At 74.7% G+C, this 12,584-nt stretch carries 10 protein-coding genes and 1 pseudogene; 6 read left to right on the top strand and 5 right to left on the bottom strand.

Going from position 1 to position 12,584, the window contains the following annotated elements; genetic code table 11:
- Both dnaE and ACFWEK_RS11275 read left to right on the top strand, forming a co-directional pair.
- A partial coding sequence (dnaE, locus tag ACFWEK_RS11280) for a DNA polymerase III subunit alpha (protein ID WP_430554101.1) occupies positions 1-2,441 on the top strand: 2,441 nt, incomplete at its 5' end.
- Positions 2,438-2,944, top strand: a complete 507-nt coding sequence (locus ACFWEK_RS11275) for an NUDIX domain-containing protein (RefSeq protein WP_430554100.1) — start codon at positions 2,438-2,440, stop codon at positions 2,942-2,944. The genes dnaE and ACFWEK_RS11275, both read left to right, overlap by 4 nt.
- Positions 2,945-2,978: 34 nt before the next feature.
- Here the strand turns inward: ACFWEK_RS11275 and ACFWEK_RS11270 are convergent, their stop codons facing one another.
- The gene (locus ACFWEK_RS11270; RefSeq protein WP_430554099.1) at positions 2,979-3,167 is read right to left on the bottom strand and encodes a hypothetical protein; all 189 of its coding nucleotides are present in this window, start codon (positions 3,165-3,167) and stop codon (positions 2,979-2,981) included.
- Complete coding sequence (locus tag ACFWEK_RS11265; protein ID WP_430554098.1) at positions 3,140-3,502, bottom strand: hypothetical protein; 363 nt, start codon at positions 3,500-3,502, stop codon at positions 3,140-3,142. Before ACFWEK_RS11265 ends, ACFWEK_RS11270 begins: the two co-directional genes overlap by 28 nt.
- Positions 3,503-3,600: 98 nt before the next feature.
- On the opposite strand from ACFWEK_RS11265, the gene ACFWEK_RS11260 reads away from it, so the two are divergent.
- The gene (locus ACFWEK_RS11260; RefSeq protein WP_430554097.1) at positions 3,601-4,005 is read left to right on the top strand and encodes a pyridoxamine 5'-phosphate oxidase family protein; all 405 of its coding nucleotides are present in this window, start codon (positions 3,601-3,603) and stop codon (positions 4,003-4,005) included.
- Between the two features lie 70 nt (positions 4,006-4,075).
- Here the strand turns inward: ACFWEK_RS11260 and ACFWEK_RS11255 are convergent, their stop codons facing one another.
- Entirely contained in the window at positions 4,076-4,324 is a 249-nt protein-coding gene (locus tag ACFWEK_RS11255) for an RNA-binding S4 domain-containing protein (RefSeq protein WP_430547388.1), read from the bottom strand.
- A gap of 58 nt (positions 4,325-4,382) precedes the next feature.
- On the opposite strand from ACFWEK_RS11255, the gene hisD reads away from it, so the two are divergent.
- A complete protein-coding gene (gene hisD, locus ACFWEK_RS11250; protein WP_430554096.1) occupies positions 4,383-5,708 on the top strand; it encodes a histidinol dehydrogenase in 1,326 nt (441 codons plus the stop codon).
- 147 nt (positions 5,709-5,855) lie between these two features.
- Positions 5,856-9,215 carry an SNF2-related protein gene (locus tag ACFWEK_RS11245; RefSeq protein ID WP_430554095.1) on the top strand — a complete coding sequence of 1,120 codons (3,360 nt, stop codon included), beginning with the start codon at positions 5,856-5,858 and terminating at the stop codon, positions 9,213-9,215.
- 33 nt (positions 9,216-9,248) lie between these two features.
- Here ACFWEK_RS11245 and ACFWEK_RS11240 read toward each other — a convergent pair whose 3' ends face one another.
- A complete protein-coding gene (locus tag ACFWEK_RS11240) occupies positions 9,249-11,483 on the bottom strand; it encodes a RecQ family ATP-dependent DNA helicase (RefSeq protein ID WP_430554102.1) in 2,235 nt (744 codons plus the stop codon).
- Between the two features lie 265 nt (positions 11,484-11,748).
- Complete coding sequence (locus tag ACFWEK_RS11235; RefSeq protein ID WP_430554094.1) at positions 11,749-12,171, bottom strand: hypothetical protein; 423 nt, start codon at positions 12,169-12,171, stop codon at positions 11,749-11,751.
- 79 nt (positions 12,172-12,250) lie between these two features.
- On the opposite strand from ACFWEK_RS11235, the pseudogene ACFWEK_RS11230 reads away from it, so the two are divergent.
- Positions 12,251-12,584, top strand: a pseudogene (locus ACFWEK_RS11230) (hypothetical protein); the annotation flags it as partial.

Raw genomic sequence — 12,584 nt, 5'->3', positions numbered from 1 at the left:
GGGCCAAGGAGCAGGGCATCCGCGTGGGTCCGGGCCGCGGCTCGGCCGCCGGCTCGATGGTGTCCTACGTCATGGGCATCACGGAGCTCGACCCGCTCAAGCACGGCCTGATCTTCGAGCGCTTCCTCAACCCGGAGCGCATCTCCATGCCCGACGTCGACGTCGACTTCGACGAGCGCCGGCGCGCCGAGGTCATCCGGTACGTCACCGAGAAGTACGGCGACGACCGCGTCGCGATGATCGTCACCTACGGCTCCATCAAGGCGAAGCAGGCGCTCAAGGACGGCTCCCGCGTGCTCGGGTTCCCCTTCGCGATGGGGGAGAAGCTCACCAAGGCGATGCCGCCCGCCGTCATGGGCAAGGACATCCCGCTGTCGGGCATCTTCGACCCGAAGCACGAGCGCTACGCCGAGGCGGCGGAGTTCCGCGCGGTGCACGACGCCGACCCCGAGGCCCAGCGCGTGGTCGAGACGGCCCGCGGCATCGAGGGCCTGAAGCGCCAGTGGGGCGTGCACGCCGCGGGCGTCATCATGTCGAGCCATCCGCTGATCGACATCATCCCGATCATGCGGCGCCCGCAGGACGGCGCGGTCATCACGCAGTTCGACTACCCGACGTCCGAGGGCCTCGGCCTCATCAAGATGGACTTCCTCGGGCTGCGCAACCTCACGATCCTCGACGACGCGCTCGAGAACATCGTCATGAACGGCAAGGAGCCGGTGGCGATCGAGACGGTCGAGCTCGACGACAAGGCCACCTACGACCTGCTTGCCCGCGGCGACACGCTCGGCGTGTTCCAGCTCGACGGCGGCGCGATGCGCTCGCTGCTGCGCCAGATGCGGCCGGACAACTTCGAGGACGTCTCCGCCGTCATCGCGCTGTACCGCCCCGGGCCGATGGGCATGAACTCCCACATCAACTACGCCCTGCGCAAGAACGGCATGCAGAAGATCGAGCCGATCCACCCGGAGCTCGAGGAGCCGCTCAGCGAGGTGCTCGGCGAGACGTACGGCCTCATCGTCTACCAGGAGCAGGTGCAGCGCGCCGCCCAGATCCTCGCCGGGTACTCGCTCGGCCAGGCCGACCTGCTGCGGCGCGCGATGGGCAAGAAGAAGAAGGAGATCCTCGACAAGGAGTTCGTCCCCTTCGAGGCGGGCATGAAGGAGCGCGGCTACTCCAAGCCCGCGATCCAGGCGGTCTGGGACACCCTGGTGCCGTTCGCCGGGTATGCGTTCAACAAGGCGCACTCCGCCGGGTACGGCGTCGTCTCGTACTGGACGGCGTACCTCAAGGCGAACTACCCGACCGAGTACATGGCCGGCCTGCTGCAGAGCGTGCGGGACGACAAGGACAAGATGGCGCTCTACCTGGGCGAGTGCCGTCGCATGCACATCACGGTGCTGCCGCCCGACGTCAACGACTCCGCGGCCAAGTTCACCGCCGTCGGCGACGACATCCGCTTCGGCCTGACGGCGATCCGCAACGTCGGCGCCAACGTCGTGGACGCGATCATCGCCGCGCGCGAGGAGAAGGGTGCGTTCACCTCGTTCACGGACTTCCTCGACAAGGTGCCGGCCGTGGTCTGCAACAAGCGCACCATCGAGTCGCTCATCAAGGCCGGGGCGTTCGACTCGCTCGGCCACCCGCGCCGGGCCCTGCTCGTGGTGCACGAGCAGGCCGTGGACTCGGTCATCTCCGTGAAGCGCAAGGAGGCCGAGGGCCAGTTCGACCTCTTCGCCGGCTTCGGTGGTGCGGAGGAGGACGCGGCGATGACGTTCGCCGTCGACGTGCCCGACCTGCCCGACTGGGACAAGAAGCAACGGCTCGCGTTCGAGCGCGAGATGCTCGGGCTGTACGTGTCGGACCATCCGCTGTCGGGCCTGGAGCACGTGCTGGCGCGGGCGGCGGACACGTCGATCGCGTCGCTGATGGCCGACGAGGGGCGGCAGGACGGCTCGCAGGTCACGGTGGCGGGTCTGCTCACCAGCGTGCAGCGCAAGATGAGCAAGAACGGCAACCCCTGGGCCGCCGTCACGGTCGAGGACCTCGAGGGTGCCGTCGAGGTGATGTTCTTCGGCGAGACGTACCTCGCGTACTCGACGATCCTCGCGGAGGATCAGGTCGTCACGCTGCGCGGCCGGGTGCGGCGTCGCGACGACCAGATGCAGCTGCAGGCGATGGAGGTCTCTCTGCCGGACACATCCGCCGTCGCCGACGCGCCCGTGCTGGTCACCGTCCCGCACACCCGCTGCGTCGAGCCGGTGATGGTGCGGCTGCGCGAGGTGCTCGCCACGCACCCGGGCTCGGCGGAGGTGCACGTGAGCGTCGCGGAGCCCGGCAAGCGGACGGTGGTGCGCGCGGCGGACACGCTGCGGGTCGAGAAGTCGCCCGCGCTGTTCGGCGACCTCAAGGCGCTCCTCGGCCCGAGCTGCCTGTCGTGACGGGTCGGGGGGCCGCGGTGGACGACGGCTCGGCGGCCCACCGGTTCCGCGTCGTCCCGGCCGCCTACGTCTACCTGCGCCGCGAGGGCCAGGTGCTGCTGCAGCTGCGGCAGGGCACGGGGTACAGGGACGGGCACTGGGCGGCCGCCGCGGCGGGGCACGTCGAGGCGGGGGAGTCCGTCCTCGACGCCGCCGTGCGGGAGGTGCGCGAGGAGCTCGGTGTCGAGGTGGACCCGGCCGATCTCGTACCGGTGACCACGATGCACCGCGGACAGCCCGGCGGCCCGGCGCTCGAGCAGCGGGTCGACTTCTTCTTCACGGCCACCCGTTGGGCGGGCGCCCCGGAGATCCGCGAGCCGGAGAAGGTCGGGGACCTGCGCTGGTTCCCGTTCGTCGCGCTGCCCGACCCGGTCGTGCCGCACGAGCTGGTGGTGCTGCGCGCCCTGCACGACGAAGGGCGACACGGTACCCGCGTGCCGCCGATCCTCACCGGCGGGTTCTGACCCGGCGCGGCCAGATCGGATCGGGGCCGGCGGATCAGTGGTGGTGGCCGTGCGCCGCGTGCGGGTCGTACGCCGTCGCCCCGGGCCGGGACCACTGCGGCACCGGGCGTCCGCGGCCCTTCCACCACGTGGCGGTCGGGTGCTGCGGCCACCCGGCGGGGGAGTCCTCCCAGCGCTCCTGCCGCCCGTACACCGTCAGGTCGAGCAGCTGCGCCTGCGCCATGATCGCCTCGACCCGCGGTGCGTGGTCTCGTTCGCGAGGACCCGGTCGCCGACGCGCAGGTAGCAGGAGATCAGCCCGCGGTCGTCGCTGAGCCCGCCGCCCACCGCCTCGTCGGTCACGCCCTGCATCGAGTACCAGGGCACGCGGTAGCCCATGAACTCCACGAACGGGGCGACCTCGCCCCAGGGGCCCTCGCAGAAGACGGCGAACGTCACGCCGCGATGGTCGCCCTCGCGGGTGTGCGCCTTCTCGCGGGCGCGCAGCTCCTCACGGTCGCGCAGCCAGGTGGCGCGGTCGACGACGACGGGAGCGGGGGTGGGGACGGTGGCGGTCACGGCGGGCTCCTCGGGCAGGACGGTCCGGCCGGTCGTGGGACCGCAGCCCGCCTCCGGACTCATCGGTGGGCTGCCACCGGCGGCCGTAGGCTCGGGGCGTGTTCCGCCTCAACCCCGAGCAGCTCGTGTTCGTCACCGAGCGCCACCTCGCCACCCTCACCACCCTGCGCGCGGACGGCAGCCCGCACGTCGTCCCCGTCGCCTTCACCTGGGACGCCGACGCCGGGGTCGCGCGCACCACGGCACGGCGGACGTCGACGAAGGTCGCCAACGCGCGCCGGGCGACGGCCGACGGGGGCCGGCCGCGGGCCGCGCTCTGCCAGGTCGACGGCGGGCGGTGGCTGACGCTCGAGGGGGCGATCGAGGTGAGCGAGGACCCGGACGAGGTCGCGGACGCCGTCGTGCGGTACGCGAAGCGCTACCGACCGCTCGAGCACGACCCCGAGCGCGTCGTCCTGCGCCTCACCCCCGACCGCGCGATGGCCTCCACCTACATGGCCTGATCGTCGTGGGCGCTCGTTCGATGCTGTGGGTCGTGCGACAGCGCCACACGAACGCCCACCACGGTCCGCGTCAGGCGACGACGGCGGTCTCGTCGCCCTCGGGGAGCGCCACGGTGACGCGGTCGCCGCGGACGAGCTGGCGACCGCGCCGGGTCTCCGCCTCGCCGTTGACGCTGACCTCGCCGTCGGCGACCAGGTCGCGGGCGTGCGTGCCGGACTCGGCCAGCCCCGCGAGCTTGAGGAACTGACCCAGGCGGATCATGTCGTCGCGGATCGGGACGTCCATGCCGTCGTGGTGGCTGTCGTGGTCGGCGCTCATGCGTCCATTCTCCGGCACCGGCGCCCGGGCGGCGGTGCGCGCTGCCTAGACTGGCCGGGTGATCCGACGCATCGACCTCCGCGGGCAGGACCTGACCCGCACCGAGCTGCTCGGGGTGCTGCCGCGCCCCGAGGTCGGGGTGGACCAGGCGATCCAGGCCGTCACCCCGATCATCGCCGACGTCCGGGCCCGCGGCGCCGCCGCGCTCCGTGACCTGTCGGAGCGCCTCGACGGTGTGCGGCCGGAGCATCTGCGGGTCCCGGCGGCCGCGCTGGCCGACGCGCTCGAGGAGCTCGACCCTCAGGTACGGGCGGGCCTGGAGGAGGCGATCCGCCGCGTGCGCGCGGTGCACGCCGCGCAGGTGCCGACCGAGCACGCCACGCAGCTCGCGCCCGGTGCCGTCGTGCGCCAGCGGTGGGTCCCCGTGCAGCGCGTGGGCCTGTACGTGCCCGGCGGCCGCGCCGTGTACCCGTCGTCCGTGATCATGAACGTGGTCGCCGCGCAGGAGGCCGGGGTTCCCGGGCTCGCCGTCGCGTCCCCGCCGCAGAAGGACGCCGGCGGGCTGCCGCACCCGACGATCCTCGCGGCCTGCGCGCTGCTCGGGGTCGACGAGGTGTACGCCGTCGGCGGCGCGCAGGCGGTGGCGATGTTCGCGTACGGGGCCGCCGGCACCGAGCCGCAGGACGGCGACGTGCTGTGCGAGCCGGTGGACGTCGTGACGGGCCCCGGCAACGTGTACGTGACGGCGGCCAAGCGCCTGGTGCGCGGCGTCGTCGGCATCGACGCCGAGGCCGGGCCCACGGAGATCGCCGTGCTGGCCGACGCCACCGCCGACCCGGGGCACGTCGCCCTCGACCTCATCAGCCAGGCCGAGCACGACCCGATGGCCGCCTCCGTGCTGGTCACCCCGTCCGTGGAGCTCGCCGGCGCCGTGGAGGCCCGGCTGAGCGACCTGGTGGGGTCCACCAAGCACTCCGCACGCGTCCTGCAGGCGCTCAGCGGGCCGCAGTCCGCCGTCGTCCTCGTCGACGACCTGGAGCAGGGCCTCGCGGTGGTGGACGCCTACGGCGCGGAGCACCTGGAGATCCAGACCGAGGGGGCCGCGGCGCTCGCGGAGCGCGTGCGCTCGGCGGGGGCGATCTTCGTCGGCCCGTGGTCGCCGGTCTCCCTCGGCGACTACATGGCGGGCAGCAACCACGTGCTCCCCACCGGCGGCTCCGCGCACTTCTCCAGCGGCCTCGGCGTGCACGCCTACCTGAAGTCCGTGCAGGTGGTGGAGTACACCCGCGACGCGCTCGAGGAGCTGGGCGACCGTATCGTCGCCGTCGCGAAAGACGAGGACCTGCCCGCGCACGGCGAGGCCGTCCGCGGGCGCTTCCTCTGAGCTGCGTCGCCTGAGCGCCGGCACCTGAGCGGCGCCGGAGCATGGCCGTCGCGTCGACGGTCTGCTCTCGCGGCTCGGAAGAATAGTGTGCCAAGCGCCACGGCTGACGCCGGCGGCCGCGTCGGAGGGCCGTGCGAGCATGGACGCATGCCCGCGCCGCCACCCCGCCTCGACCCGGTCGTGGTGGGCGACGTCGTCGGGAGCGCGACGTTCCGGCGGGCCCAGGGCTACCAGCGCGCGGGCATGGTGCGCACGTGGCACTGGGACCCTGACGCGCGGGAGCTCACGGCCCGCGTCGCGGGCAGCGGGAGCCAGCCGTACAGCTGCCGCGTGTCGTTCGCCGTCGGGTCCGACGGGCGGTACGGCTACGAGGGCTCGACCTGCAGCTGCCCGGTCCGCGAGGACTGCAAGCACGTCGCCGCCGTGCTCCTGCACGTCGGCGCCGACCCTGAGGCGACCGACGCCGCGGGGGCCGACGCCGGAGACGAGGACGACGTGCCCGTCGGGTGGCGCGGGCGCCTGGCCGGGGTGACCGGGGCCCGGGACCCTGGATCGCGCGAGTCCGCCGCCCGCGACGGCGGTGTCCTCCCGGTCGCGCTGCGGTTCCGGCTCGACGAGGCGTTCGGCGGCCTGCCCCCGGAGCTCTCGGTGCGGCCGGTCGTGCCCGGGCGCACCGGCTGGAAGGTCGCCCCCGAGGCGAGCTGGGAGGCGCTGGCCACCGGCCTGTACGCGTTCGCCGACGTGCGCGCCACGCCCGCACCCGAGGTACGACGCTGGTTCGCGGACCTCGGGTCCGCGCTCGGCGACGGAGGCGGGTTCGGTCGCGGTCGGCGCGCCTGGCGCCCCCTGGCCGCCGGCGGCCGCGGGCTGTGGGCGCTGCTGGCCGAGGCCGCCGACCTGGAGATCCCGTTCGTCGCGCACGGGTCGCGCGACGAGGTGCTCCTGGCGGACGCGGCGGAGATCCGGCTGACGGTCGGGACGGGGATCGGGGCGGCGGCGGACGGTGCGACGGACGCTGGGGTGCGCCTCGACCCGGTCGTCGCGTTCGACGGCGTCGACGCGACACCGGGGTCCCGGCTCGGCACGGTGGGCGACACGGGCCTGTACGCGGTCGAGGCCTCCGACCGGCGGACCGTGCTCCGGCTCGGCCCGACGCCGCGCCGGTTGTCCGACGCCGCGCGCGAGCTCGTCGTCGTCGGCCGGGTGGAGGTGCCCGGCGACGACGTGGGGGAGCTCTATGCCGAGCATCTCCCCGTGCTCCGCCGCGCCGTGCGCGTCGTGTCCGACGGGTCCGTCGCGCTACCCGACCCGCCGCGGCCCGTGCTCGTCGCCGAGGTGGCCTTCGCGTCGCCGGAGCACGCGCTCCTGTCGTGCAGGTTCGAGTACCCGCCACCCGGGCCCCTGGTGCCGGGCGCGGGCTCGGCGCGTCGCGTCCCGCTGGACGGCGCGGCGTCGGACCCGGTGCGGGACCCGGACGCCGAGGTCGAGATCCGTGCCAAGGCCCAGGCGACCGTCCGAGGCGTGCCGGGCTTCGAGCGCTTCGACCTCGCCGGCCGGACGGAGCTGAAGGGCCTGGACGCCCTCGACCTGGCTCACGGCGTGCTCCCCGCGCTGGCGGCCGCGACGGACGTGCGCGTCGACGCGAGCGACGTGCCGCACTACCTGCACCTGGACGCCGCCCCCCGCGTCGTCGTCTCCGGGGCGCCCTCGGGGGACGCCGACTGGCTCGACCTCGGGGTCTCGGTGACCGTCGGGGGCAAGGAGATCCCGTTCGCCCGCCTGTTCACGGCCCTCGCCCGCGGCGACAAGCGGCTGCTCCTGGTCGACGGGTCGTGGCTGCGTCTCGACAACCCGGTGCTGGGCCGCCTGCGCGACCTCATCACGGAGGCCACCGCGCTGAGCGACCGGCCGGGCAAGGCGCGGGTCAGCCGCTACGACGCCGACCTGTGGGGCGGGCTCGAGGACGTCGCCGACGTCGTCGAGGCCGCGGAGGCCTGGCGGCGTTCGCTGGCCGGCCTGCGCGCGCTCGCGGCGGGGGAGCGCGTCACCGAGGTGCTGGACGTCCCCGAGGGCGTGCGGGCCGAGCTGAGGCCGTACCAGCGGCAGGCGTTCGAGTGGCTGACCTTCCTGTGGCGGCACGGGCTCGGGGGGATCCTGGCCGACGACATGGGTCTCGGCAAGACCGTCGAGGCCCTCACGTTCCTGGCGCACGCGCGGACGACGGCACCGGACGCCCCGCCGTTCGTCGTCGTGGCGCCCGCGTCGGTGGTGGGGAACTGGGTGGACGAGGCGGCGCGCTTCACGCCCGGGCTGCGGGTGGCAGCGATGCCCGCCACGTCGCGCACGCTCGGCACCGACCTGGCCGAGCTCGCCCGCGGGGCCGACGTGGTCGTGACGTCGTACGCCGTCTTCCGCCTCGAGTTCGACGCGTTCGACGCCCTCGAGTGGGGCGGGCTGATCCTCGACGAGGCGCAGGTGGCGAAGAACCCCCGCACGCGGGCGCACGAGACCGCCCGGATGCTGCGGGCCCCGTTCAAGCTCGCGATCACCGGCACGCCGCTCGAGAACAACCTCATGGAGCTGTGGGCGGCTCTCGCGATCGTCGCGCCGGGCCTCTACCCGTCGATGCACCGCTTCAAGGCCGAGACGGCGCGCCTGGTCGACGCCGCGGCCGCCGACGACGACCCCCACGTGGTCGCGGCCGGCAACCGCGCGCTCGCGCGGCTCAAGCGCCGGATCCGCCCGCTCGTGCTGCGCCGCACCAAGGAGCAGGTCGCCCCCGAGCTGCCCGAGCGCACCGAGCGCGTGCTGCGCGTCCCCCTCACGCCCGACCACCGCAAGGTCTACGACACGCACCTGCAGCGCGAGCGGCAGCGGCTGCTGGGGCTGCTGGAGGACTTCGACGCGAACCGCGTGGCGATCTTCCGGTCGTTGACCACGCTGCGGCGCCTCGCGCTCGACGCCTCGCTGCTCGACGACGCTTACGCGGGCGTGGGCTCCGCCAAGCTCGACGTGGTGACCGACGAGCTGACCGAGATCGCGGCCGAGGGGCACCGGGCCCTCGTCTTCTCGCAGTTCACCTCGTTCCTGCGGCGCGTCGAGCAGCGCGTGACCGCGGCCGGGCTGCCCGTCGTCTACCTCGACGGCGCCACCCGCCGGCGGGCCGACGTCGTGCGGGCCTTCAAGGAGGGCGACGCGCCCGTGTTCCTCATCTCGCTCAAGGCGGGCGGGGTCGGGCTCAACCTCACCGAGGCCGACTACGTCTACCTGCTCGACCCCTGGTGGAACCCCGCCACGGAGGCGCAGGCCGTGGACCGCACGCACCGCATCGGCCAGACCCGCAACGTCGTCGTGACGCGCCTCGTCGCGCAGGACACGATCGAGGAGAAGGTCATGGCGCTCGCGCAGCGCAAGGCCGCGCTGTTCGACGCCGTGCTCGACGACGCCGCGGGCACGTTCGCCCGGGCGCTCGCGGCCGACGACGTCCGGGGCCTGCTCGACGGCTGACATGCCCCGACGGTCCCGGGCGTCATCGGTGCGTCAGCGCACCCCGAGGACGAACGGGTGCACCGCCGCGGCACCGGCCTGGCGCAGCAGCCGTGCGGCCACCGTGAGCGTCCAGCCGGACTCGGTCCAGTCGTCCACCAGCAGCACGGTGCGCCCGGGAAGGCCGCGCAGGGCAGCCTCGCCCAGCTCCAGCCGCAGGCGTCGCGCCACCCCCGCCAGCCGCATCGCCGAGTTCACGTCGTGCCGGTCGGGCTGCTCGGCGCCGGCGGCCGGGCCGACGGCGCCGATGAGCGGGACGCCCAGGTAGGCGGCCAGCCCGGACGCCAGGTGGTACGTCAGCTGCGGGCGCGTCGTGGACCGCACCGCCACGACACCTTCGATCACCGTGCGGCGCGCGCCCTCGGGGGCCTGCTCGCCTGCCTCGGCACCCTCGGGGCGGATCGCGTCCCAGTCGTCGAGGACCCGCGCGGCGGCGTGCCGCAGCGGCACGGGCACCTCAGCGTCCGGCGCGCCCGCGGCGAACAGGTCGCGCAGCGGGCCGGACCACCCCAGGCCGTCGAGCCGGGCCACCGCACGACCGGGCTCGGCGCGCTCGTCGGGAGCGATCTTGCCCTTGAGGTCGAGGCCGAGGGCCGCGAGCCCGGACGGCCACATCGCGCGCGGTCCGACCTCCACGCCGGGCCGGTCCATGTCGGCCCGCGCGGCGGCGACGGCCTCCGCGTCGGGGACGGCGGGCAGCGCGACGCCGTCGCACCGGTCGCAGCGGCCGCAGGCCCAGCCGTCGGGCAGCTCCGGGTCGTCGAGCTGGGCGCGCAGGTACGCCATCCGGCACCCGGAGGTGGCCACGTAGTCGACCATCGCCTGCTGCTCCGCCTGGCGGGTGGCCTCCACCCGGGCGTAGCGCTCGGCGTCGTACGCCCACGGGGTGCCGGTGGCGACCCAGCCGCCCTGCACGCGGCGCACCGCGCCGTCGACGTCGAGCACCTTGAGCATCGTCTCCAGCCGGGACCGCTTGAGGTCGACCTGCGTCTCCAGCGCGGCGGTGGACTGCGCACCCTCGGACGCCCCGAGAGCGCCGAGCGTGGCGCGGACCTGCGGCTCGGCGGGGAACGCCTGTGACCCGAACCAGTCCCAGATCGCGCGGTCCTCGTGCCCGGGAAGAAGCACGACGACGGCGTCGTCCACGCCGCGGCCGGCACGGCCCACCTGCTGGTAGTAGGCGATGGGGGAGGACGGGGCACCGAGGTGCACGACGAACGCGAGGTCGGGCTTGTCGAAGCCCATGCCGAGCGCGGACGTCGCCACCAGGGCCTTGACCCGGTTCTCCTTGAGGTCCTCCTCGAGCTGCTCCCGCTGGGTGGGGTCGGTCCGTCCGGTGTAGGCGGCGACCGCCAGGCCCGCGCCCCGGAGCTGCTCGGCCACCTGCTCGGCGGCGGACACGGTGAGGCAGTAGACGATGCCCGACCCCTCGACGTCCTGCAGCGCCTCGACGAGCCACGCCACCCGCGTGGGCTGGTCGGGGAGCTCGAGCACGGCGAGGTGGAGCGACTCGCGGTCCAGGCCGCCCCGCAGCACGAGCACGTCCTCGTCCGGGGCGGTGCCGCCGCCGGGGGCCGCGCCGTGCACGCCGAGCTGCTCGGCGACGTCGGCGGTGACGCGGGCGTTCGCCGTGGCCGTGGTCGCGAGCACGGGGATGCCGGGCGGCAGGTCGGCGAGCAGCGTGCGGATCCGGCGGTAGTCGGGCCGGAAGTCGTGGCCCCAGTCGGAGATGCAGTGCGCCTCGTCGATCACCACGAGGCCGGCGTCGGCCGCCAGGCGGGGGAGCACCTCGTCGCGGAACGCCGGGTTGTTGAGGCGCTCGGGCGAGCACAGCAGCACGTCCACCTCGCCGGCCGCGATGGCCGCGTGCACCTGGTCCCACTCGGTGACGTTCGACGAGTTGATCGTCACGGCGCGGATCCCGGCCCGCGCCGCCGCCGCGATCTGGTCGCGCATGAGCGCCAGGAGCGGCGAGACGATGACGGTGGGCCCCGCCCCCCGGGAGCGCAGCAGCGACGTGGCGACGAAGTACACGGCGGACTTGCCCCAGCCGGTGCGCTGCACGACGAGCGCGCGACGGCGGAACGCGACCAGGGCCTCGATCGCGCGCCACTGGTCCTCCCGCAGCGACGCGTCCTCCCGGCCGACGAGCGCGCGCAGCGCCTCCTCGGCCTGCTCGCGCAGCGTGCCGCCGCCCTCGCCCGCGCTGTCGAGCAGGCCGCGGAGCATCGCGAGCTTCGCCCGCTTGGCCGCGTCGGGCCCCGGGTCGCCCGTCGGGGTCGCGGGAGTCGTGGCCGACGGCCGGGCGGTCCGGGGTCCGGGCGGGGCGCCGCGCTCGTTCTCGGGCTCGCGCTCGGGCGCCTGGTCGTCGGGCGGCGGGACGTCCTCGTCCGTCGGGTCGAACACGAGGTCGGCGTACGGGTCGTCGGGGTGGCTCACGTCCTCGATCGTAGGGGGCGCCGCCGACGGCGTCGGCCCGCCCTCCACAGGCCCGTCATCGCACGTACTCCCGCAGGAGCGCCACGGCCGACGCCACCACCGCGACCACCTCGGCCGCGGCGGCGACGATCTCGGTGGTGCCCGCGAACGTCTCGTTGACGCCGTAGAAGCCGACCGTCGTCGACAGCACGAACGCCAGCAGGGTCAGGCCGCCGAAGCCGATCCCGCCGACGAGCGGCAGCCAGTGCCGCCACACCACGAGCAGCACGGCCAGCGCGACGCCGGCCACCGCGTTGAGGAGGAAGAGGGGGCCGACGACGGCGATGGTGTCGTACCCGTCGACGTAGAGCACGACGTGGACGACGGCCGAGACCAGGACCGCGAGAGCGGCGGCGAGCCGCCAGCCGCGCGCCGCGGGCGGCCGGGCCGGGCTCTGGGACCGCGGCCGAGGTGGCACCGCGCCGTGGGACGAGTCCATGATGATGATGCTCCCACTCCTCGGTGGTGCCGTCAGCGGAAGCGTCCGGCGGGCCGGGGCCCGACCCACCGGAGGCGTCATGCCGATCAGCCCGTCGACCCACCCGACCGTGCGGGACGTGCGCGACGTGAGCCCGGGGAGAGACGCGCTCGAGGGCGCCGCCTGCCCCTGCGGCCCGACCCGCCGACAGCTGCTGCGCGGCACGGGCGCGGCGGCCGGCGCGATCGCCGGCGTGGGGGTGCTCGCCGCCTGCGCGGAGCAGAAGCCGACGCCGCAGGAGGCGGCGGCCTCCGCGGGCGCGGCGGGGGCGGGCACCGTCGTCGTCGCGCTCGCCGACGTCCCGGTGGGCGGCGCCGTCGCCGCGAAGGTCGGGGGCCAGGACGTGCTCGTGACCCAGCCGACCCAGGGCGAGG

This window comes from Isoptericola sp. NPDC060257 (assembly GCF_042726645.1).
In the GTDB taxonomy this organism is placed as follows: Bacteria; Actinomycetota; Actinomycetes; order Actinomycetales; family Cellulomonadaceae; genus Isoptericola; species Isoptericola nanjingensis.
This window is presented reverse-complemented; position numbering and strand designations above follow the sequence as displayed.

Coding starts and splice junctions, on each gene's coding strand:
- ACFWEK_RS11270 (WP_430554099.1), bottom strand. CDS start 3,167: ATGGCGCAGGCGCAGCTGCTCGACCTGACGGTGTACGGGCGGCAGGAG.
- ACFWEK_RS11255 (WP_430547388.1), bottom strand. CDS start 4,324: ATGAGCGCCGACCACGACAGCCACCACGACGGCATGGACGTCCCGATC.
- ACFWEK_RS11245 (WP_430554095.1), top strand. CDS start 5,856: ATGCCCGCGCCGCCACCCCGCCTCGACCCGGTCGTGGTGGGCGACGTC.
- ACFWEK_RS11240 (WP_430554102.1), bottom strand. CDS start 11,483: ATGCTCCGCGGCCTGCTCGACAGCGCGGGCGAGGGCGGCGGCACGCTG.
- ACFWEK_RS11235 (WP_430554094.1), bottom strand. CDS start 12,171: ATGGACTCGTCCCACGGCGCGGTGCCACCTCGGCCGCGGTCCCAGAGC.